Origin of the sequence: Rhodococcus sp. NPDC079359 (genome assembly GCF_040702585.1) — a bacterium.
Classification (GTDB): Bacteria; Actinomycetota; Actinomycetes; order Mycobacteriales; family Mycobacteriaceae; genus Rhodococcoides.
Genome location: NZ_JBFBLH010000007.1, coordinates 15,242 through 35,905 on the forward strand (window position 1 = coordinate 15,242; position 20,664 = coordinate 35,905).

At 65.3% G+C, this 20,664-nt stretch carries 19 protein-coding genes; 7 read left to right on the top strand and 12 right to left on the bottom strand.

The window, feature by feature from the left end:
* Positions 1-18: 18 nt before the first annotated feature.
* Both AB0362_RS17175 and AB0362_RS17180 read right to left on the bottom strand, forming a co-directional pair.
* Positions 19-1,305, bottom strand: a complete 1,287-nt coding sequence (locus tag AB0362_RS17175) for an MFS transporter (RefSeq protein ID WP_317549091.1) — start codon at positions 1,303-1,305, stop codon at positions 19-21.
* Between the two features lie 24 nt (positions 1,306-1,329).
* Entirely contained in the window at positions 1,330-2,262 is a 933-nt protein-coding gene (locus tag AB0362_RS17180) for an NAD-dependent epimerase/dehydratase family protein (protein ID WP_317549092.1), read from the bottom strand.
* A 118-nt stretch (positions 2,263-2,380) separates the two neighbouring features.
* Here AB0362_RS17180 and AB0362_RS17185 point away from each other — a divergent pair, with 118 nt between their 5' ends.
* Positions 2,381-3,070 carry a WHG domain-containing protein gene (locus AB0362_RS17185; RefSeq protein WP_317549093.1) on the top strand — a complete coding sequence of 230 codons (690 nt, stop codon included), beginning with the start codon at positions 2,381-2,383 and terminating at the stop codon, positions 3,068-3,070.
* 55 nt (positions 3,071-3,125) lie between these two features.
* Entirely contained in the window at positions 3,126-3,743 is a 618-nt protein-coding gene (locus AB0362_RS17190) for a YqgE/AlgH family protein (protein WP_068047637.1), read from the top strand.
* 11 nt (positions 3,744-3,754) lie between these two features.
* On the opposite strand, the gene AB0362_RS17195 is transcribed toward AB0362_RS17190, so the two are convergent.
* The 4 genes from AB0362_RS17195 to AB0362_RS17210 are packed head-to-tail and all read right to left on the bottom strand — an operon-like array spanning position 3,755 to position 7,553.
* Positions 3,755-5,116: a glutamate decarboxylase gene (locus AB0362_RS17195; protein ID WP_317549094.1), complete on the bottom strand. Its 1,362-nt coding sequence runs from the start codon at positions 5,114-5,116 to the stop codon at positions 3,755-3,757.
* Positions 5,117-5,152: 36 nt separating this feature from the next.
* Positions 5,153-6,154, bottom strand: a complete 1,002-nt coding sequence (locus AB0362_RS17200; protein WP_317549095.1) for a bile acid:sodium symporter family protein — start codon at positions 6,152-6,154, stop codon at positions 5,153-5,155.
* Positions 6,155-6,163: 9 nt separating this feature from the next.
* Complete coding sequence (locus AB0362_RS17205) at positions 6,164-7,144, bottom strand: DUF1648 domain-containing protein (protein WP_317549096.1); 981 nt, start codon at positions 7,142-7,144, stop codon at positions 6,164-6,166.
* Between the two features lie 4 nt (positions 7,145-7,148).
* Positions 7,149-7,553, bottom strand: coding sequence for an SdpI family protein (locus AB0362_RS17210; protein WP_094611645.1), 405 nt, complete (start codon positions 7,551-7,553; stop codon positions 7,149-7,151).
* Between the two features lie 68 nt (positions 7,554-7,621).
* On the opposite strand from AB0362_RS17210, the gene leuS reads away from it, so the two are divergent.
* Both leuS and AB0362_RS17220 read left to right on the top strand, forming a co-directional pair.
* The gene (leuS, locus tag AB0362_RS17215) at positions 7,622-10,444 is read left to right on the top strand and encodes a leucine--tRNA ligase (protein WP_317549097.1); all 2,823 of its coding nucleotides are present in this window, start codon (positions 7,622-7,624) and stop codon (positions 10,442-10,444) included.
* A gap of 80 nt (positions 10,445-10,524) precedes the next feature.
* Positions 10,525-11,799 carry a lipase family protein gene (locus AB0362_RS17220; protein ID WP_317809085.1) on the top strand — a complete coding sequence of 425 codons (1,275 nt, stop codon included), beginning with the start codon at positions 10,525-10,527 and terminating at the stop codon, positions 11,797-11,799.
* A gap of 20 nt (positions 11,800-11,819) precedes the next feature.
* Here AB0362_RS17220 and AB0362_RS17225 read toward each other — a convergent pair whose 3' ends face one another.
* Both AB0362_RS17225 and AB0362_RS17230 read right to left on the bottom strand, forming a co-directional pair.
* The gene (locus tag AB0362_RS17225; protein WP_317549099.1) at positions 11,820-12,245 is read right to left on the bottom strand and encodes a pyridoxamine 5'-phosphate oxidase family protein; all 426 of its coding nucleotides are present in this window, start codon (positions 12,243-12,245) and stop codon (positions 11,820-11,822) included.
* A 66-nt stretch (positions 12,246-12,311) separates the two neighbouring features.
* Positions 12,312-13,499 carry a TetR/AcrR family transcriptional regulator gene (locus AB0362_RS17230; protein ID WP_317549100.1) on the bottom strand — a complete coding sequence of 396 codons (1,188 nt, stop codon included), beginning with the start codon at positions 13,497-13,499 and terminating at the stop codon, positions 12,312-12,314.
* Positions 13,500-13,783: 284 nt separating this feature from the next.
* On the opposite strand from AB0362_RS17230, the gene AB0362_RS17235 reads away from it, so the two are divergent.
* Positions 13,784-14,158: a LuxR C-terminal-related transcriptional regulator gene (locus tag AB0362_RS17235; protein ID WP_317549101.1), complete on the top strand. Its 375-nt coding sequence runs from the start codon at positions 13,784-13,786 to the stop codon at positions 14,156-14,158.
* Between the two features lie 74 nt (positions 14,159-14,232).
* Here AB0362_RS17235 and AB0362_RS17240 read toward each other — a convergent pair whose 3' ends face one another.
* On the bottom strand, positions 14,233-14,904 hold the full coding sequence (locus tag AB0362_RS17240) for an SDR family oxidoreductase (protein WP_317549102.1): 672 nt from the start codon (positions 14,902-14,904) through the stop codon (positions 14,233-14,235).
* Positions 14,905-14,917: 13 nt separating this feature from the next.
* Positions 14,918-15,433, bottom strand: coding sequence for a DinB family protein (locus AB0362_RS17245; RefSeq protein ID WP_317549103.1), 516 nt, complete (start codon positions 15,431-15,433; stop codon positions 14,918-14,920).
* Positions 15,434-15,539: 106 nt separating this feature from the next.
* Between AB0362_RS17245 and AB0362_RS17250 the strand changes: the two genes are divergently transcribed.
* Positions 15,540-16,877 (top strand): amylo-alpha-1,6-glucosidase, encoded by a 1,338-nt coding sequence (locus tag AB0362_RS17250; protein ID WP_149408122.1) that lies wholly within the window; start codon positions 15,540-15,542, stop codon positions 16,875-16,877.
* Positions 16,878-16,884: 7 nt separating this feature from the next.
* Here AB0362_RS17250 and AB0362_RS17255 read toward each other — a convergent pair whose 3' ends face one another.
* Positions 16,885-17,571, bottom strand: a complete 687-nt coding sequence (locus AB0362_RS17255) for a thioesterase domain-containing protein (RefSeq protein ID WP_317549104.1) — start codon at positions 17,569-17,571, stop codon at positions 16,885-16,887.
* A gap of 235 nt (positions 17,572-17,806) precedes the next feature.
* On the opposite strand from AB0362_RS17255, the gene AB0362_RS17260 reads away from it, so the two are divergent.
* Entirely contained in the window at positions 17,807-18,481 is a 675-nt protein-coding gene (locus AB0362_RS17260) for a glycoside hydrolase family 25 protein (RefSeq protein ID WP_262498630.1), read from the top strand.
* A gap of 73 nt (positions 18,482-18,554) precedes the next feature.
* Here AB0362_RS17260 and AB0362_RS17265 read toward each other — a convergent pair whose 3' ends face one another.
* On the bottom strand, positions 18,555-20,612 hold the full coding sequence (locus AB0362_RS17265) for a PhoX family phosphatase (protein ID WP_317549105.1): 2,058 nt from the start codon (positions 20,610-20,612) through the stop codon (positions 18,555-18,557).
* Positions 20,613-20,664: the final 52 nt, after the last annotated feature.

A 20,664-nucleotide genomic window follows, 5' to 3' on the forward strand; every position in this document is an offset into this window, starting at 1 on the left:
ACGGAAAGATACACCACGTCAGCGGCGTGTGCGCCCGGTGTTCACCACCGCTGCGGCCAGGCCGAGGGCGTAGATACCTGCCCCGACGAACACCAGGATGTGCGCGGTGGGGTCCTGGCTCAGATCGGTCGTGTCGGGGCCGACGGCGAAGGCCGCAGCAGCGAGGGCGGCGACGAAGGCGACGTTGAACACGGTGTCCTGCAACGCGAAGACGCGTCCGCGATGGGCGTCGTCGATCTCGATCTGCATGGCAGCGTCGCCACTGAGTTTGACGGTCTGCCCGGCGATACCCAGGAGGAAGGCTCCGAGCAGCAGGCTGGTCTGCGTCAGGCCCGAGACGGCACCGAGTTGCGCCACGATGGCGAGCACCAGAGCGGCAGCGATCGTGCGGGTGCGCCCGAACCGGGGAACGGCGAAGGGGGTGATCAGGGCGGCGAGGAACATGCCGACCGCCGAGGCACCGACGGCGATGCCGAAGCCGGCAAGGCCGCCGGGCAGGGTGCTGCTCGTCGTTTCGCGGAGAACCAACACCATGATCAGTGTGTTGATGCCGAACACGATGCGGTGCGCGCCGATGCCGAGCATCGCGGTCGTGACACCGGCGGAGCGCCAGACGGCCTGAGCACCTGATTTCAGTCCTGCAGCAACGTCTTTCAGTGGACTGTCGGTGCGGTTCTCGATGCCCGGTCCGAGGGATCGTGGTCGGAACCGCGCGGCGGCAACCGCCCCGACGACCGACCCGGTGGCCGAGAGACCCACGGCGACACCCGAGCCGAAATCCCCGGCACCGATCACTCCGATCACCGCTACGGCTAGACCCGCACCTGCCGCTGCGAAACCGGATCCGACGGTGGCCAGCACCGAGTTCATCGGTACCAGCCACGATTGCCGAACCACGTGCGGCAGCGACGCAGACGCTCCCGCGAGCACGAACCGACTGAGCCCTACGGTGGCCAGAGCCAACAGCAACAACGGTGTGGCATCCACCCCGGCGCACAGCAGGATTGCGGTGGCGACGATCAGCACCATACGAACGATGTTGGCCCACAGCAGGACCGACCGGCGATCCCAGCGGTCGAGAAGCGCTCCGGCGAACGGACCCACCAAGGAGTACGGGACCAGCAGCACCGCGAATCCGGCCGCGATCTCGGCCGGATTGGTCGCGCGCTCGGGGTTGAAGAGAATGGCACCACTGAGCGCGGCCTGAAACAACCCGTCGCCGAACTGACCGGCGAACCGAATGGTCGTCAGCTTGCCGACCCCCGGAGACTCACGCAGTCGGGTACGGAAGGAAGCGTCGCTCACCGACGGGACTTTAGCCCCCGCCCGTCATGCGGAGACGGCGGGCGTCGAGGCTGTCCACCACGCCATCGTTGCGGTTGTGCCGTCGGCGAGTGGGGTGGGCTGCTGCCCGAGGATCGCCTCGCTGCGACTCGAGTCGAGAAGGTAGGGGTAGCGGAACTGGTAGAGGGTGTCGCCGAGCTCCTTCATCGGACCGGGTACCGCGCTCAGCAGTCGCAGTGCCCAGGCCGGAATGGCTCCGACCTTCGGAGTCGGCAGATCTGCAGCAGCCGAGAACATCTCGATCATCGTGCGCTGCGAGACTGCGGGCGCGGTGGGTGCATGCAGGACGGTGTTCCACATCGACGGGGATGCCGCGGCCGTGAGCATGGCGGTTGCCAGATCCGGGACGTAGGTGAACGAGTGAGGAAGGTCGGCGGAGGCGAGGACGCGGACAGTATTTCCGGCGAGAATCGGCGCGATCACCCGCTCACCCATGTGCGAAGTGATCACCCGAGGTCCGTAGAAATCCGAGGCGGCGACGCTGACGGTGGGGGTCGCGTGAGCGTCGCGCGCGGCGAGGAGCTGGGTGCGCACACCCAGCTTGCGGAACGTCGCCTCGCGGGGTGAGTCCTCGCGGATCGGTCCGTCGACTCGGCCGTAGGCGTACAGACTTTCGGGAAACGCGACGACGGTGCCCGCGGCCGCGTCGAGCACGCGGTTCTCCATGGCGACGAGCTTGTTCCGCCACACCGTGTTCTCGTAGGCGACGTGGGTGCAGTGGTAGACGGCGGTGGCACCGTCGAGGTGTCGACGAAGATCGTCGGATTCGATGTCGACGGCGCGGCGTTCGATTATCGGGTGCTCGGGCCCGCTGCCGGATCGGGTCAGGACCCGCACCGAATGACCCTGTGCAGCAAGCTGTTCGGCAACTGTCCAGCCGACGGGCCCGGCTCCGGTGACGACGTGAAGTTCGGTCATGATCGCTCCATTCGAGGAAAACGAGAGCGGTGCTCTCTGTTATGAAGAGTGTGCACCCGCGGCGGCGATAATGCAAGAGCACTGCTCTCTGATAAGAGCAGCAGTTACAGTGGCAGCCATGGCGAGCACTCCCCGCACCCGGGCCCGCGTTCAGACCTTGGCCGATATCACGCGGATCGGCCGCGAACACCTGGCCGCCGACGGCGCCGCGGCCCTGTCGTTGCGCGCTGTCGCGCGGGACCTCGGTGTCGTCTCCTCGGCCGTCTACCGATACGTCGCCAGCCGCGACGAGCTGCTGACACTGCTCGTCGTCGACGGATACACCGAGCTCGGAGACACCGTCGACGCAGCGGTGGACGCAGCGGACGGACCCAAGGAGAAGTTCCTGGCTCTCGGCCGGACGGTGCGGCAGTGGGGACTGCGGGAGCCGGCGCGCTACGCGTTGCTGTTCGGCAGCCCGGTGCCCGGATATCACGCCCCTGCAGAGCAGACCACAGGGCCGGGCACCAGGGTGATCACCACCCTGGTGGCCGTCCTGCACTCGGCGTGGCAGACACGTCGACCGGACGTCGAGACCGACCCGCCCGAGTTGGCGTCACTGCACGGCAGCTTCGAGGACATCCGTGCGCAGATGGAGATGGATCTGCCCGACGGGCTGATCGCACTGGGCGTCATGGTGTGGGCGTCGCTGTTCGGGGCCATCAGCTTCGATGTGTTCGATCAGTACGGGGCCACGACGTTCTCCAGCAGGGACGCGTTGTTCGAGTACCAGTTGGGATTGTTGACGAAGATCGCCGGGCTCGATTAGGTCGCCAGGACTGGCCGCATCGCTTGCGCCACATCCGGCGGTGGGCGGTGCCACAATGACTAGCGTGGCAGCGCATGCGGAGGAACCCGAGGACCAGACGGCATCGGCCTTGCGCGATGTCCGTCCCGGCAGTCTGTTGGTGTCGTCCATCGAACTGGTCGAGCCCACGTTTCGGCGCACCGTCATCTACATCATCGAACACAACGATGCGGGCAGCCTCGGTGTCGTGATCAACCGTCCCAGCGAGACGGCGGTGCAGAACGTGCTGCCCAACTGGTCCGAGCTGGCAGCCAAACCGCAGGCGCTGTACGTCGGTGGCCCGGTCAAGCGCGATTCGGCTCTGTGCCTGGCGACGCTGCGGACCGGTGTGTCGATCGACGGAGTACCCGGTCTGCGCCGCGTCGACGGCCGAGTGGTGATGGTCGATCTCGATTCCGATCCTGCCGATATCGCCCCACTCGTCGAGGGCGTGCGCATCTTCGCCGGATACTCGGGCTGGACGTTCGGGCAACTCGAAGGTGAACTCGACCGTGACGACTGGATCGTGTTATCGGCTTTGGCATCCGACGTGATCGGTCCGCCGCGGATCGACCTGTGGGCGCACGTACTGCGTAGGCAGCCGATGCCCTTGGCGCTGCTGGCATCTCATCCGATCGACGTCGACCGCAACTAGTGCCGCAGGCACTAGTGAGCGAAAGCCTGCGCCGTCGAGTGTCCACCTGACTTCAGGCCGGCGAGCACCTCGTCGATGGCGATGCACAGCATTCGGCCCAGGTCCGCGCTGAAACCCTCTCGCACTACGACTCTGAGCACGGCGACGTCGGTTGCGTTGTCGGGCATCGTGTATGCCGGCACCTGCCAGCCGCGGGCGCGTAGTTCGTGGGAGACGTCGAAGACGGTGAACTCGCAGTGGTCCTTCAGCATGAACGACAGGACCGGGATGGCCGATCCGTCGGTGATGACCTCGATGTCGGGGTGTTTCGCGAGGTGACGGCTGACGCGAACTGCGGTGTCGCGCAGCGCTTTCATGATGTCGGTGTAGCCGGATCTGCCGAGGCGTAGGAAGTTGTAGTACTGCCCGATCACCTGGTTGCCCGGCCGGGAGAAGTTCAGCGTGAAGGTGGGCATGTCGCCGCCGAGGTAGTTGACGCGGAACACGAGGTCCTCGGGCAGGTCTTCCTTGGTTCGCCAGACGGCGAATCCGATTCCCGGATAGGTCAGTCCGTACTTGTGGCCGCTGGCGTTGATGGACTTGACGCGAGGCAGCCGGAAATCCCATTCCAGTTCCGGGTACAGGAACGGTACGACGAATCCGCCACTGGCTGCGTCGACATGGACCGGTACGTCGGGCCCGCCAACGCCCGCGATCTCGTCCAGTGCAGCGCAGATCTCCTGTACCGGTTCGAGTTCTCCGGTGAACGTGGTGCCGAGGATGGCGACGACGCCGATGGTGTTCTCGTCCACTGCATCTCGAACCTGCTCCGGGGTGATGACGTAGCGTCCGCGCTCGACGGGCAGGTACTTGGGCTCCACGTCGAAGTAGCGGCAGAACTTCTCCCACACCACCTGAACATTGCTGCCGAGCACCAGGTTCGGAGTGCCGGTACCTGCTCCCCTCGCTCGCCAGCGCCACTTGAGTGCCAATCCGGCCAACATGACGGCCTCACTGGAGCCGATGGTCGAGACCCCGGTGGCCGTCGACGGGTCCTCCCGGTCGAGTCCGGGGGCGTGGAACAGGTCGGCGACGATGTTGACGCAGCGTTCCTCGATGGCGGCGGTGGACGGGTACTCGTCCTTGTCGATCATGTTCTTGTCGAACGTCTCGGCCATGAGTTTCTCGGCCTGCGGATCCATCCAGGTGGTGACGAAGGTCGCCAGATTGAGGCGCGAGCTGCCGTCGAGCATCAGTTCGTCGTGGATGAAGCGGTAGGCGGCGTCCGGATCGAGCTGTTCCTCGGGAAGTCGCAGTGCGGGTACGGGATTGGTGGCGAGGCGGCCGGTGTAGGCCGCAGAGACGATACCGTCGGCATGGATTTTCCTGGTCATCGTCTTCTCCCGTGATCGGTTCGAGTGACACCCAATCTAGTCCGCGACGCTGCCCACCGGGCTCTGTTCCGATTGCGGTCGTCGCGCGAGCTGCTGGGCGATCACGGTGCACACCATCAGCTGAATCTGATGGAAGATCAACAGCGGCAGCACGATCAGTCCGACGGGTTGGCCGACGAACAGCACTGCGGCCATCGGCAGCCCGCTGGCCAGGCTTTTCTTGGATCCGCAGTACAGCAGCACCACCCGATCCTCGAAAGCGAAGCCCAGCCACTTGCCTCCGTACCAGGTGATCGCCAGCACCACCGCGAGCAGCGCAGCGCACACTGCGACGACGATGCCGATGCGCCACACCGGCACCGAGGACCACACGTTCTGGTTCATGGATTCGCTGAACGCGGCGAACACGACCAGCAGGATCGAACCACGGTCGACGAGTTTCGTCGGCGCGCTGTGCCGGGTGAGCCAGCCCGTCACCCAGGGCCGGATCAACTGTCCGACGGCGAACGGAAGCAGCAGTTGCAGGGCGATATCGAGTACGGAGCTGGGGTCGATGGTCACGGAACCGGTCGTGGTCATCAGGGCGATCACGAGCAGTGGGGTGACGAACACTCCGATGATGTTGGAGAACGAGGCGCTCACCACGGCACCGGCGACGTTGCCGCGGGCGATGGAGGTGAAGGCGATCGAGGACTGCACGGTCGACGGGACCAGGCAGAGGAACAGCATTCCGGTGTAGAGGTCGTCGCTGATCACGCCGGGGACGAGAATCCGCAGGGCCAGCCCGAGTGCCGGGAACAGCAGATACGTGCACCCCAGGATCACCGAGTGCAGCCGCCAGTGCTTGACGCCGTTCCAGGCGTCGCGCGGTGAGAGTCGAGCGCCGTAGATGAGGAACAGCAGGGCAATGGCGATGCGCGTCACCCAGCCCAGGACGTCCTCCGCTGTGCCAGTGGCCGGGAACAGGCTCGCCAGCGCTGCGACCGCGAAGATGCCCAACAGGAAGGGATCCAGCACGGTATCCCGCAACAACTTCACTTGGCTAATTTAATCCACCGTGGCGTTGCGAGTGCGGGCGGTCAGGGTGTTGAGCGTGCCCGCGATCTTCTCGGCGTGCACGGATCCGATGGTGAGCCGGTCTCCGTTGGCGAACGTGACGAAGGCTGCGGGGCCGGCGTCGGTGGCGACGGCGTAGTTCCCGCGGCCCTTGGCCCGAAGACCCCAGCCCCCGAACTCCTTCGACGGATCGACCGCCCGCACCGACGCACCGGTGATCTCGTCGATGTCGTAGTCGAATGCCGCCATGCCCAGGCTGGAGACGAAGAGGCCGTCGCTGTCGATGTGCACCGTGAAGCGCAGCAGGGACAGAATCAGAATCGTCAGTGGGGCGAACAGGAAGATCGGCCACAGTGAGCCGGACAGCCAGCACGTCAGAGCGGCTCCGGCCAGAGAGACTGCCACGACGGTGATGCCGGCGACCCGGCTGGCTCCGACGCGGACCACCAGCGGCAACTCCGGGCTGCAGCGCGGGAGATCTGCGTGCGGCGGTGATGTGGCGTCGACGCGTTCGCGGTAGTCACGCAGCCTGGACGCACCGAACAACCCGGCCGCGAATCCGACGACGGTCCCCACCGCGATCGCCCAGCCGGGGATGGTCACGCTCTGTTCGGACGCCATGTCCAGCTCTCGGACGAGGGTCGCGATCTGCAGAACACCGATCGTTCCGACGACGGTCAGCCCGATGATCAGCATGGTTCGACGCATGATCAGCAGCACCCGAGTCAACGACGCGACGGCACTGCACCCGCCGCCGACCAGCACGATCACGATCGCGAGGGTCCAGGCGTTGGAGAGTGGATTGGAGAAGTCGTCCGGTTCGGTGCCGCTGAAGTGAGTGGCGACCTGTTCGGGCAGACGGCCTTGCCACAGGTACGCCAGGACGAGTCCGAGTGCGGCGACGACAAGGGGGACGGCAACGCCGAACACGACCCCGGCCGGGTCGAACGTGCGTAGTGCCTTCGCCTTCATCTGCTCAGCTCGGCTGGCAGGCGTCCTTGAGGCTGCACGAGATGCACGAGCTTCCGCATCCGTCCGCCTCGGCGGGTGGCGGAACGGCCGCTGCTGCGCGGGCCCCGATGGATCCGCCGGCTGCGGCGATGAACAGCGCGGCCACGAGGGCAACGACGACGCCGACGACGGCGGCGATACCGCTCAGGGCGAGGGCGGCCACTGCGCCGATGGCCAGTACCAGCGCCGATGCGGCTGTGGTGGGACCGGCGACGCGATTGGCGAGGGTGAACGTCTCGTCGTCACGCATGGCCTCGGCGGTGCGGACACCGGCGAAGCGGTTGCGTGGGAGCCGACCCAGCAGCGACAGGGCAGCGACAGCGCCGACGACGAGCGCGAGCACGAACAACACAACCGAGACGATGACCACCTGGCCAGGATACGGCGCAGCGAGGTCCTGGTACCAGGCGGGCCGCGTCACACTTTAGGCTGGTAGGTGTGACCGATTCCGTTGAAGCACCCACCGAGTCCGCCCCCGAGTACCGCTACACGGCCGAACTCGCCGGGCACATCGAGGAGCAGTGGCAGGACCTGTGGGAGACACAGGGCACTTTCGACGCTCCCAACCCGGTCGGAACCCTCGCCGGAGAGGTCCCGAAGGACAAGCTGTTCGTCCAGGACATGTTCCCGTATCCGTCGGGCAGCGGCCTGCATGTCGGTCATCCCCTCGGCTACATCGCCACCGACGTCTTCGCGCGGTACCACCGCATGCAGGGTCGTAACGTGCTGCATGCGCTGGGCTACGACGCGTTCGGTCTGCCGGCCGAGCAGTACGCCGTGCAGACGGGCACGCACCCGCGCAGCACCACCGAGAACAACATCACCAACATGCGCCGCCAGTTGCGTCGGCTGGGCCTCGGGCACGATCGCCGACGGTCCCTGGCGACGACGGACGTCGACTTCTACCACTGGACGCAGTGGATCTTCCTGCAGATCTTCAACTCGTGGTTCGACGCGGACCTCGGTAAAGCCAGGCCCATCTCGGAACTGGAGGCGGCGTTCGCCTCGGGTGAGCGCACGTTGGACGACGGCCGCTCCTGGGAATCGCTGACCGTCGGTGAGCGGCGTGAGGTGATCGACGGCTTCCGTCTGGTGTACGAGTCCAACTCGATGGTCAACTGGTGCCCCGGTCTGGGTACGGTGCTCGCCAACGAAGAGGTCACCGCCGACGGACGCAGCGATCGCGGCAACTTCCCGGTGTTCCGAAAGAACCTGCGGCAGTGGATGATGCGAATCACCGCGTACTCCGACCGTCTTGTCGACGACCTCGAGTACCTGGATTGGCCCGAGAAGGTCAAGACCATGCAGCGCAACTGGATCGGGCGATCCCGCGGTGCGCAGGTCTCGTTCTCGAACATCGAGGTGTTCACCACTCGCCCGGACACGCTGTTCGGTGCCACCTACGTGGTGCTCGCCCCCGAACACGAACTGGTCGACGGGTTGGTTGCTCCCGAGTGGCCTTCCGACGTGTCCGACAAGTGGACCGGCGGAGCCGCAACTCCCGCGGAAGCCGTTGCGGCATACCGTGCTTCGATTGCCGCAAAGTCCGATCTGGAGCGGCAGGAGAACAAGGAGAAGACCGGCGTCTTCATCGGTGCCTACGTGAGCAACCCGGTCAACGGCGAGCAAGTTCCGGTGTTCATCGCCGACTACGTGCTGACGGGCTACGGTACCGGCGCGATCATGGCCGTCCCCGGACACGATGCCCGAGACTGGGAGTTCGCCACGGCATTCGATCTGCCTGTGCGCGAGGTCATTTCGGGTGGAGACGTCACCGAGGCCGCGTACGTCGGCGACGGTGCCCTGGTGAACTCCGACTTCCTCGACGGTATGCCGGTGGACGAGGCCAAAGCCGCCGTCATCGCGCGGTTGGAGGCAGACGGCACCGGCCGCGGCACCATCCAGTACAAGCTGCGCGACTGGCTGTTCGCTCGCCAGCGCTACTGGGGCGAGCCGTTCCCGATCGTCTGGGACTCCGAGGGCAACCCGCACGGATTGCCGGATTCTGCTCTGCCGGTGGAACTCCCGGAGGTCGAGAACTACGCACCGGTCTCGTTCGATCCGGACGACGCCGGCTCCGAGCCGTCCCCACCGCTGGCCAAGGCGTCGGACTGGGTCGAGGTCGAACTCGATCTGGGCGACGGGCTGCAGACCTATACCCGCGACACCAACGTCATGCCGCAGTGGGCGGGCAGTTCCTGGTACCAGCTGCGCTACATCGACCCCACCAACTCCGAGGCCTTCGCGGACCCGGAGAACGAGAAGTACTGGGTCGGACCGCGTCCGGAGATCCACGGACCTCACGATCCCGGCGGGGTCGATCTCTACGTCGGTGGCGTCGAGCATGCGGTGCTGCACCTGTTGTACTCGCGCTTCTGGCACAAGGTGTTGTTCGATCTCGGCCATGTCAGCTCGAGCGAGCCGTACCGTCGCCTGTACAACCAGGGCTACATCCAGGCCTTCGCCTACACCGATGCTCGCGGGGTCTACGTGCCCGCGGCCGAGGTGATCGAGCGCGACGGCGGCTACTTCCACCAGGACCAGCCCGTCAACCGTGAGTACGGCAAAATGGGTAAGTCCCTGAAGAACTCGGTCTCCCCCGACGAGATCTTCGCCGAGTACGGTGCCGACACCCTGCGGTTCTACGAGATGTCGATGGGCCCGCTGGACACGTCGCGGCCGTGGGCGACCAAGGACGTCGTCGGCGCGCAGCGATTCCTGCAGCGGGTGTGGCGACTGGTGCTCGACGAGGTGACCGGCGAGGTCCGCGTCACCGACGCCAAGCCGACCGAGGACACACTGCGCGTGCTCAATCGTGTGATCGATGGTGTGCACGCGGATTACGCTGCGCTGCGCGACAATACGGCCGGTGCCAAGCTCATCGAGCTGACCAACCACATCACCAAGGCGTACCCCGACGGTGCGCCGCGCGGGGTCGTCGAGCCGCTGATCCTGATGCTCGCTCCGCTGGCTCCGCACCTGTCCGAGGAACTGTGGAGCAAGCTCGGCCACGAGAAGTCGCTGGCACACGGTCCCTTCCCGCGCGTGGAGAAGAAGTGGCTCGTCGCCGATACCGTCGACTACCCCATCCAGGTCAACGGCAAAGTACGCAGCCGCATCACCGTCCCGGCCGATGCGACCAAGGACGACGTCGAGAAGACTGCACTGGCCGACGAGAAGATCGTCGCCCTGCTCGACGGCAAGGCCCCGACCAAGATCATCGTGATCCCGGGTCGAATGGTGAACATCGTCCTGAAGTAGGCCCCGTCGAGCTCGAAGTTATGGATGAAAATCTGGCGATTTCCGTCCATAACTTCGAGGTCGGGGCTTTAATTTGTTCCATGTCACAGGTCGGTAAAGGATTCGTGGTGAGGCTGGTGGCCTCCGTCGTCCTGGTTCTGGGGTCCGTCACGCTCGTGAGTGTCCCTGTTGCACAAGCAGATCCGGGGCCCGGCTCACCGATTCCGGCCGACGATCCGTTCTACGATTGGGACGGCGGCCTGGACGTCTCCCCGGGGACGGTGCTCCGGTCGAGGCCCATGACCTTCCGAACGCCGAACCAGCCGACGCCGGTCACCGGTAGCCAGGTCCTGTACAGGACTACCGACCAGCAGGGCGACGCCGTCGTCACGGTCGCCACGGTGCTGCGGCCCCTGATCCCCGGCCCGACGCGAATCGTGTCGTACCACATGGCATACGACGCCCTCGGGTCCCAGTGCAATCCCTCGTACACCCTCAGCGGCGGGTCCACGAGTCCTATTGCCGGCGCGGAACAGGTGGTCATTGCCGGTTATCTCGCAGCCGGTTACACCGTCGTCGTGCCGGATTACGAGGGCGAGGAACTCGAGTGGACGATCGGACGGCAGTCGGGGTACGCAGCTCTGGACGGCGTTCGCGCGGCACAGTCCTTTCTGCAGCTTCCGTCGAACACCCCCGTCGGCATGGTCGGATACTCCGGAGGCTCCGTCCCGACGCAGTGGGGTGCCGAGATTGCCCCCGAGTACGCACCCGAGCTGAACCTCGTCGGAGCGGCGGCCGGCGGGCTGCCGGTCGACCTGGCTCACAACCTGCCGTACGTCAGCGGAAGCAAGGAGTGGGCGGGCGTCATCCCGGCACTGATCGTCGCCTACCAACGCGCCTACGGTCTCGACCTGGACGATTTCATCTCCGACTACGGCCGCCAGGTGATCGATCAGGTCGATCAGGAGTGCATCGCCCAGTTCGCCGACGACTACCCGACGCTCACCGACGCGTCGATGGTCAAGGCTCCGTACACCTCCATGCTCGACGTACCCGAGGTGGTGGCGGCGATCGACGACAACATCATGGGTAGCCAGGGCACTCCGCGGACGCCGATGTTCCTGGCTGTCGGGCAAGCCGATCCGATCGGCGATTCCGTCATGATCACCGCAGATGTACAAGGACTGGCGTACGAATACTGCGGCCGGGGCGTCGATGTGCAGTACGCGCAGTACGACGGCTTGTCGCACAGCGAAGCCTTCCCGGCTTTCGAGGCTCAGAGTCTGCAGTTCCTGACCGAGCGGTTCTCCGGTGGGCCGACGCGCAGCAATTGCGGAACCATCCCGCCTGGAAACAGCCTGGCACCGACTCCGTAGTACGCACCCGGGTGGTTCTGTCAGATCGCGCCCAGATCGGCCGACAGCCAATGCTCCGGCTGCAGGTAGAACACCACGTTCTCTTCGTGCTCACTGTCGGCCATCTCGAGGTAGCCGTCGACCTTCTCCGGCGGTAGATAGCGCGCTGCCATGGTGCGCAGTAACTCCGGTGTACTCGGCTCTTCCCGCGCAACGGGTCCGTCGACCGAGACGTACCTGATCCTCGGGTCCGACTGCTCGATCATGAGCGTGAATCGCCCTGCAGCTCTGATCAATTGAGCCTTCTTCGACGTCTTCCCGGTGAGGACCCAGGCCTGAGCGCCGGGGGTGTAGTCGTACCAGATGGGGACAGTCAACGGCCCGCGATCAGGGCCTGCAGCGACGGACAGCGCGGCGATGTGGGGTTCGGCCAGAAACTCTTCGCGTTCTGCCTTCGACAGTGCCATGAAACAACCGTAGGACTTTCGCAGACCAAGTTCTAGACCTGAGACGAACCCTGGGGCCGGGTGACGTCAGGGCGTCCTGGTCGAGATGCCGGGCATGAGTAGTCGGAGAACGCCGTCGGCAACGTCGGTTGCCGATTCGTTCGGCCGCGTCAAGCATCGGAAGAGAACGTTGTTGGTCAGCATGACTGCCGCCTCGATCGTCGGTGCCTCGTCGCTGAAAACGCCGGTTTCGCGACCGCGTTCGAGGATGGGGACGACGGCGGCAGGTAGGTACAGGTTCTCCATCACGGTCGTGATCGTGCTCGGCTGTTGGAACTGCTCGAAGCTGAGCGCGAGGAGCATCCCTGTGCTCATCGCGCGGTTGTCGATCACGAACTCGCCCACCGCAATCAACGTGCGCTGCAGAGCGATTGCGGGCTCGATGCCGAGGCGTTCGTCGGCTCGGCGCAGTCGTAGGACGCGATCGAACTCGGGTTTCAGTGCGGCGACGATGATGTCTACCTTGCTGGGAAACAGGCGTCGGAGATCCTCGACTCGAATCTTTGCTGCTGCGGCGATGTCGGCGAGCGTCACCAGGAAGTATCCGTTGTCGAGGAAGAGCGCTTCCGTGGCCGCGATGACGTCGGCCTCCAGGTCGGGGCGGAGGGAGGCGGCATCGTCGAGCGCGCCGACGGGGTCGGGTTCGGTCGAGTTCCGATCGGAATGCACTGGGTCGACGGCCCAACGCAGGATCGAGGTGACTGCCTCGGCTACCTCGCTCGTGGCAACGGAACCGGGCGTGAGCATCTCGCGAAGAGCGTAGCCGTCGAGAAGTGCGCCCAGGGCAGTGGACAGGGACGTCAACGACAGCGGCCGACGCACGGACCCGCCCTGAGCTTGGATGGCCTGACCCACCATGGTGCGCAGGTCGGCATTCAGGCGCTCGAATTCGGGGGTGACGGCTTTGCGTGCCCCGTCGTGGTCGCTGGCGAGCAGGGTGGCGACCAGGCGCCGACGCATCAGGCCGGAGGTCAGGTCCTCGAACAGGGCGGACATCGGTGCGGCCGCGTCTCGCAGCCCGGCAGGCGGGTCGATGGGCGTCGTGCCGGTGTAATTCACGGTGAGGTTTTCGAGAAGATCCGCCACGAACGCTTCTTTGCCGCCGGAACCTCCACTGCGGGAGTTGCCTGGGTAGGTGTTGTGGAACGTTTGATGCGACAGCCCAGCACCGTCGACCACCGCCGAGATGGACAGCGAACGGGCGAGGCCGGTCATGTCCACGTCGTTCAGGAGCCGGTATCCGGCGTGGAGAAATTGTTCACGCGGGACGGGCCTGGGGTTCAACGTCGACCGCCTTCACTGGACTTCACAGCACCTGAATGGATCACGAACCATAGCAATCGAGTGACCGAGCTCGCAGTGTTTAGTTCTAACTACATGTCTGTGTAGTCGAAACACTCGAATCGATGTTGTTCTCGAATTGGTTTGTGTTGCAGGGGGTTCGCGGGCCGTGGTCCGATACTCATCGGCCTCAAGGCCGGTATCTCGAGGAGGACCCGATGGTGTTGATCGATCGTCGACCCCAAGTCCAGACGCGCGTCGCAGTGCCCGGGACAGTGCGTAACCCTCTCGGCCCGAGGCCGCCCGTCACCCGTTCCACTCTTGCATCGGGGCGAGTCCATGGCCGACGGCCAACGCCGACGTACGCGTCACCCGGACTGACCGAGCGTGAAGTTGCAGTCCTGAAGGTCTGGTTGGACTGCGACTCCAAAGTCGAAGTCGGTGCGCGCCTCCACATCGCCCTGGGAACCGTCAACACCCACCTGACACGAATTCGAGACAAATACTCCCGCGTCGGTCGGGCAGCACCGACCAAGGCGGCACTCGTCGCCAGGGCCCTGCAAGACGGCATAGTGAAACTCGACGACCTCTGAGCGCTGTGAGCGGAAACTCGACCCCTGCTACGAGGCCGGAGTGGAGTGTGCGCAACGACCGAGGGGACTTTCGCTCACCTGGTGCGCAGCACCACTTCGGTGGGATGTGCGTCGGCAGGAGTATCGATGGCGTTGCGTACTGCACGGGCAACGGTGCTGGGCTGCAGGAACTTCGAGCCGTCGTATTCCCCACCCTCGTGCGCGACGATCTCCTGCTGCATCTCGGTGTCGATGCGTCCGGGATGCACCGACGTCACGCGTAGCGACGGTTCCTCCTGTCGCAGTGCATCTCCGAAGGCCCGGAGCGCGAACTTGCTCGCCGCGTAGCCGCCCCAACCGGGGTTCGCACGAATACCCGCACCCGAATTGATCAGCACCACATGGCCGTTCGCCTTTCGTAGTGCAGGAAGAAGCAAACGAGTCAGCTCGACGACGGCGATCACGTTCACCTCGTACTGCCGCCGCCAGTCATCGGCAGTCGACTCCTCGACCGTCCCCAGCGCCGCGACTCCGGCGTTGTGCACCAACACATCCAGAGAATCGATGCCCGACGCGGCCGCCGCAACCGCGTCGGGATCGGTCAGTTCCACCGGCCACGGGGTAGCTCCTGCCAGTTCCGACGCGATCGGCTCGAGAGATTCGGCCGATCGTCCGCCGAGCAGTACGTGGTGATCCGGCGCGAGAAGTCGGGCGATATGGGCCCCGAGGCCACGGCTTGCTCCGGTCACCAACGCAGTACGAGTCATGAAAGCAGGTTACTCAAAAGCTCATACCGGCTTCGGCTGCCCAGGTCCGGGTGGTGTTCGCTCCGTCGAGTTCTTCACGAATGATGTCCGCATGTCCCGCGTGCTGGGAGATCTCGCGCAGAATGTGAAGCACCGTGAATCGTGCGCTCTGCCAGATGCGTTCGGGTGCCCATGGTGCCGTCGGCACCGGGACCGACAGGTCGAGGTCCAACGTCTCGAGCGCAGCCGAGGTGGAACGCGCAACCTCTTCCCATTCGGCGATCAACCCCGCGACGGTTTCGTTCTCGGCCATGACGTACTCGCCGCCGGCGCTGGCCATGTCGAATTCCGCGTTCTCGTCCAGGTCGGCGATCACCTTCATCCAGTGCCGTTCGTTGCTGATCACGTGATGCAGCAGCCCACCGAGGGTCAGCTCGCTCGTGGTGGTGCGGGTGCGCGCCTGTTCCTCGGTGATTCCGCGGACGGTGATGTGAAAATTGGCGCGTTGTTCGTCGAGCATCTTCACGATGTCGGTGTTCTCGGTGGTCATTGTTCCTCCTGGTGGTTGGTGATGTTCACAGTAGGAGCGATCGAGGACAGGTTCGGTCCGCAATTTCAAACGAGCGGAATGTCGCCTGTGCACGCAAACTGTCTGCATGGGCGATCGAGGTTTCACTTCCACGCAGCTGGCAGCGCGCGCGGCATATCTGCTCAGGGGCAACGACCTGGGCACCATGACCAGTGCGGCTCCGCGGCTGTATCCGCACATGTGGAGCTGGGATGCGGCATTCGTCTCCGTCGGACTGGCTCCGCTGAGCGTGGAGCGGGCCGTGGTGGAGATGGACACCTTGCTCTCCGCGCAGTGGAAGAACGGGATGATCCCGCACATCGTGTTCGCCAACGGTGTCGACGGCTACTTCCCCGGGCCGGCGCGGTGGGCCACCGGCACGCTCGCGTCGCACGCACCGATGAGCCCGCAGACCTCGGGCATCACGCAACCCCCGGTCCACGCGATCGCGGTGCAGCGCATCCTGGATCACTCCAAGCGCCACGGACGCACGACGCGTGCCGTCGCCGAGGAGTTTCTCGATCGCCGCTGGGGTGATCTGGTGCGGTGGCACCGCTGGCTCGCCCAGGCCCGCGATGTCGACGACAACGGAAGAATCGCGGTTTTCCACGGCTGGGAGTCGGGGATGGACAACTCGCCGCGGTGGGACTCGGCCTACGCGAATGTGGTTCCGGGAGAAATGGATCCATACTTCCGGGAGGACAAGGCGGTCATCAGCGACGCCTCCCAGCGGCCCAGCAATCTCGAGTACGACCGCTACATCTGGCTCGTGGAGGAGATGAAGCAGGTCGGGTACGACGACGACGCATTGAAGACGAAGATGAGCTTCGCCGTCGAGGATGTGTTCGTCAGCGCCATCTTCGCGGTGGCCTGCGATGTGCTCGCGACCATCGGCGAGGACCATTCGCGTCCGCACTCCGATGTTCGGGAGCTGCGGTCGTGGGGGGAGAAGTTCCGCAAGGGAGTGATTGCGACGACGGACGCGCGCTCCGGCGGGGCCCGCGACTTCGATCTGCGGACGGGCCAGTGGATCGGCACCGAGACCATCGCGATGTTCGCGCCGTTGCTGTGTGGCGGCCTGCCCCGCGAGCAGGAACGCAATCTGCTTCGGATCTTCGAGGGCACGAGATTCTGCGGGCACCCGGATCTGCGCTACGCGGTTCCGCCGTCGACGTCGCCGGTCTCGAAGGACTTCCGTGCCCGTGAGTACTGGCGCGGGCCGGTGTGGCCGGTGATGACGTGGCTGTTCTCGTGGGCATTCGCGCGTCGTGGGTGGTCCGAGCGGTCACTGTCGTTGCGCGACGAAGGCCTGCGCCAGGCCAGCGACGGCAGCTTCGCCGAGTACTACGAGCCGTTCACCGGCAAGCCGCTCGGCAGCATGCAGCAATCGTGGACGGCCGCGGCCGTGCTGGATTGGCTGGGGTAGAGCGAGATCAGCTGAGGTAGCTGTCGACCAACGGGCCGACGACGTCGAACGAGGTGGCGTCGGGCACGAGGTACTTGGCGACGGTGCCGCAGACGAAGGGATGCCACGCGGAACCGGAGTCGGTCCCCAGGGACGAGACGGCCAGGATGTCGCCGAAGTAGATGCCGGGCAGGTGGCGCTGAACGAGTTCGTCGTTGTGCGAGGCGACGGCGAGCAATTCTTCGACATGGCTGCGATCGATCTCGTCACCCATGGCGGCGAGGAGATCGGCACCCTCGGCGCGGGCCCGGACAGGGTCGCTGTCGAGCAGCGTCAGTGCGCCGACCGTGACGTTCCGATTCTGCAGTTCGACGGCGATGGCGTGAGCGAGAACTCCACCGAACGACATGCCGAGGAGGTGGACGGTGCCGTCGGTCTGGATGCGAACGATGTCGTCGGCGTACCGCGCAGCCAGTGCCGCGAGGGATTCGGCGCGCTCACCGGACGCGGGTACCTGGACGCCGTAGATGGGGCGGTCGTCGTCCACGTGAGCGGTCAGGCCCGCGTAGCAATCGACGAGACCCACCAAGGGGTGGATGCAGAAGACGGGGTCGAGGTGTCCGGTGGTTCGGATCGGTGCGATTGTCGGCACCGCGTAGTCGGACGGGTCGAGCTCCGTGAGAGCCAGATGCGAGAGATCGTTCACGACAGTCATGGGTGCGCCTCCGAGCCAAGAGATGTAGTTCGTGTTTCCATTGGACTTGTTTGTTCGTGCCGACTCTGGGTATGTCGCCATCGGCAGCGTGAGTGTTACCCACGTCTCATCACCGACGACTCAATCACGTCTGTGGACAGAACGCATTAGTGACTGTTCACCATTGAGTGCCCAGGTCCGGGCCCCTAACCTCACCCGGGTGGTCTTCTCCCGCACGGTGCGTGCCCTGTTCGGATTGTTCTCGGTCGGCGTCATCGCCTGCTCTGCGCCCGGGATCGCGTCCGCTGTTCCGCAGGGTCCGGACGTCTCGTCGTGGCAACACATCGACGGCACCGCGATCGATTGGCATGCCGTCGAGGCTGCGGGCCACGGCTTCGCGATGGTCAAGGCCACCGAGGGGCTGGATTACGTCAACCCGTACTTCGTCGAGGACTCCATCGTCATGCGCACGGCAAACGTGGCGCGCGGGGCGTACCACTACGCCGATGTGACGTTGTCACCCGAGCTGCAGGGCGCGTACTACTCGGCACTGGTGTTGGGCATCAACGGTCCAGGCGATCTGCCGCCGGTGCTCGACCTCGAAGATGCCAAGGGTAGGTCGCCGGCCGAGGTGATCGACTGGACGCACCGGTATCTCGATACCGTCCAGACGCTGACCGGACGTCAGCCGATCATCTACACCTATCCCAACTTCTGGCGGACGGCGATGGCCGACACCCACGAGTTCAACAACTATCCGCTGTGGATCGCCGACTACGGCGACGAGCTGGGGCCGCTGCCCGGCGGCTGGACTGACTGGTTGTTCTGGCAGTTCACCGACCGCGGCACGATTCCCGGAATCGACGGGCGTACCGACATCAACCACTACGCGGGCACATCGGAATCGTTGAGGACATTGGCTCGCTGGTAGTCGACCCCACCACGCCGTGATCGCCGCGAAGGTCCATGACCTCGCGGCGATCCGGCGCTGACGTGTACCGCTACTACGCCGACTTCCACACGGCGACGACGGAGGGCCGCGGCTGGGTGTCGCCGCCGTCGGGCCAATGCGAGATCGGCGCGTCGGCGGTGGCGTCGTCGCTTTCGCCGGGGTGCTGCACGCACACCACGACCCGCTCGTCGGAGATGATCGGGCCGCAGGTCTCGCCTCCAGCGGGAACGGTCAGGAACTGGCGGGTCTCTCCGCGGCGGGGGCCGTCGAGTACCACGGCGAACAGGCCGTCGTTGGAGTCGAGTGCGTTTCCGTCGGTGGAGACCCACAGGTTGCCCTTGGCGTCGAACGCGAGGTTGTCGGGGCAGGAGATGGGGCTGACCTGGCTCTTGTCGAAGCCGCCGAAGTACGTGTCGGCCTCGTTCGGGTCACCGCACACCAGCAGCAGGTTCCAGGTGAAAGACGTACCCGCGTGGTCGTCGTCGAGCTCGAGTACCTGGCCGTTCTTGTTGGTGTTGCGAGGATTGGCCGTATCCGCCGCGGCCTTGCCCTCGGTGCCGCGGTTCGAGTTGTTCGTCAGCGCAACGTAGACCTTGCCGGTCACCGGGTTGGGCTCGAAGTCCTCGGGGCGGTCCATCTTGGTCGCGCCCACCTTGTCGCCTGCCAAGCGGGTGAACACTGCGACCTCCTCGGCGGACATACCGTCGACGAGCGACGTGCCGCGGCCGTCCTCGCCGGTCTCGAGCAGCGGGACCCACGTTCCGGTGCCCTTGAACTCGCCGCTCGGGGGGAGACTGCCGGAGCCGTCGATCGCGTCCGGGGAGTCACCGGTGAGGGTGGCGACGTACAGCGTGCCCGCGTCCAGCAGTGTCATGTTGTTGCGCATCGCCGCTGCGCCGGTGCCGGGCATCATCTTTCGGCTCGAGACGAACTTGTACATGTAGTCGAAGCGCTCGTCGTCACCGCTGTAGGCGACGACGGTGCCGTCGTCGGTGACGTAGATGGTGGCGGCCTCGTGCTTGAAGCGTCCCAGCGCGGTGTGCTTGATCGGAGCCGACTGCGGATCCCACGGGTTCACCTCGACGACGTACCCGAATCGGTGGGGCTCGTTGGGCTCCTGCGCGATGTCGAAACGCTTGTCGAAGGTCTCCCACTTGCGGTCGCTGGCGGCACCCTCGATGCCGTAGCGGGCGAGTCGCTCCGCGGCCGCGGTCTCGGTGACCGACTCGGCGTTGCCGAAGTACTGGTTGAAGTTCTCTTCGCCGGAAAGCACAGTGCCCCAGGGCGTCAGGCCACCCGAGCAGTTGTTGAACGTGCCGAGCACGCGGGTACCCGTCGGATCGACGCTCGTCTTGAGGAGGTCGCTGCCCGCGGCGGGGCCGGTGACGACGAACTCCGTCGTGCCGGTGATGCGTCGGTTGTACCGGCCCATCGCAGGGGTGAGCTTGCCCGAGTTACCCTCGCCCTGAACCTGAACCACGCTCAGGCCGTGTGCGGCCAACGCGATCTCGAACTGCTCGCGCGTCGGGTTCTCTTCGTCGTAGCCCTTGAACATCGCAGGCTCGGTGGAGTACTCGTGATTGACGACCAGCAGGAACGCGTTGGGGGTGCCCTCCACCGGCAGCAGACCGGCGAAGTCGTTGTTGAAGCCGAACTGCATCGCCTGGGCGGCCGCGGTCTGGTTGTCGAAGTCGAATGCCGGAGCGCCCTCGACCACCGGATCGCCCCAGCGGATCACGACGGCCTGCTCGTGGCCCTCGGGGATCACGACGGCGTCCTCGGTGTTCGGTTCGACCGCAACGAAATCCACACCGTCGACGGGCGGGGTGTCGGCACCCGACGTGCTCGAGGTTCCGCTTCCGGTGGTGGCGGGCTCATCGGTCGAGCACGCCGCGAGAGCGCTACCGGCACCCACGGCGAGCACCGCCATGGCACCGCCCTTGATCACACCGCGCCGCGACATGGCGGTCTTGACGATGTCGCCGAAGTACTGACCCTTCGACGTGTTGGGAACCTCGTGGAAACACGCATCCCCGCACTTGTACTTGCACGTCAATGCTGACCGCTTGGAGCTTCCGTCGTGAACCGCGAACAAGGGTAGTGGCTTCATGTCACGGCACGCTGTCACCCAAAAGCGAAAGTAAAGGAACGCTCAGGTGAAG

Excerpts from the sequence above, each read along its gene's own strand:
- AB0362_RS17240 (WP_317549102.1), bottom strand. The coding sequence starts at position 14,904 with ATGACTCGTACTGCGTTGGTGACCGGAGCAAGCCGTGGCCTCGGGGCC.
- AB0362_RS17265 (WP_317549105.1), bottom strand. The coding sequence starts at position 20,612 with ATGAAGCCACTACCCTTGTTCGCGGTTCACGACGGAAGCTCCAAGCGG.
- AB0362_RS17255 (WP_317549104.1), bottom strand. The coding sequence starts at position 17,571 with ATGACTGTCGTGAACGATCTCTCGCATCTGGCTCTCACGGAGCTCGAC.
- AB0362_RS17235 (WP_317549101.1), top strand. The coding sequence starts at position 13,784 with ATGGTGTTGATCGATCGTCGACCCCAAGTCCAGACGCGCGTCGCAGTG.
- AB0362_RS17220 (WP_317809085.1), top strand. The coding sequence starts at position 10,525 with ATGTCACAGGTCGGTAAAGGATTCGTGGTGAGGCTGGTGGCCTCCGTC.
- AB0362_RS17195 (WP_317549094.1), bottom strand. The coding sequence starts at position 5,116 with ATGACCAGGAAAATCCATGCCGACGGTATCGTCTCTGCGGCCTACACC.
- AB0362_RS17250 (WP_149408122.1), top strand. The coding sequence starts at position 15,540 with ATGGGCGATCGAGGTTTCACTTCCACGCAGCTGGCAGCGCGCGCGGCA.
- AB0362_RS17190 (WP_068047637.1), top strand. The coding sequence starts at position 3,126 with ATGACTAGCGTGGCAGCGCATGCGGAGGAACCCGAGGACCAGACGGCA.
- AB0362_RS17230 (WP_317549100.1), bottom strand. The coding sequence starts at position 13,499 with ATGACCGGCCTCGCCCGTTCGCTGTCCATCTCGGCGGTGGTCGACGGT.
- AB0362_RS17225 (WP_317549099.1), bottom strand. The coding sequence starts at position 12,245 with ATGGCACTGTCGAAGGCAGAACGCGAAGAGTTTCTGGCCGAACCCCAC.
- AB0362_RS17205 (WP_317549096.1), bottom strand. The coding sequence starts at position 7,144 with ATGAAGGCGAAGGCACTACGCACGTTCGACCCGGCCGGGGTCGTGTTC.
- AB0362_RS17180 (WP_317549092.1), bottom strand. The coding sequence starts at position 2,262 with ATGACCGAACTTCACGTCGTCACCGGAGCCGGGCCCGTCGGCTGGACA.
- AB0362_RS17245 (WP_317549103.1), bottom strand. The coding sequence starts at position 15,433 with ATGACCACCGAGAACACCGACATCGTGAAGATGCTCGACGAACAACGC.
- AB0362_RS17185 (WP_317549093.1), top strand. The coding sequence starts at position 2,381 with ATGGCGAGCACTCCCCGCACCCGGGCCCGCGTTCAGACCTTGGCCGAT.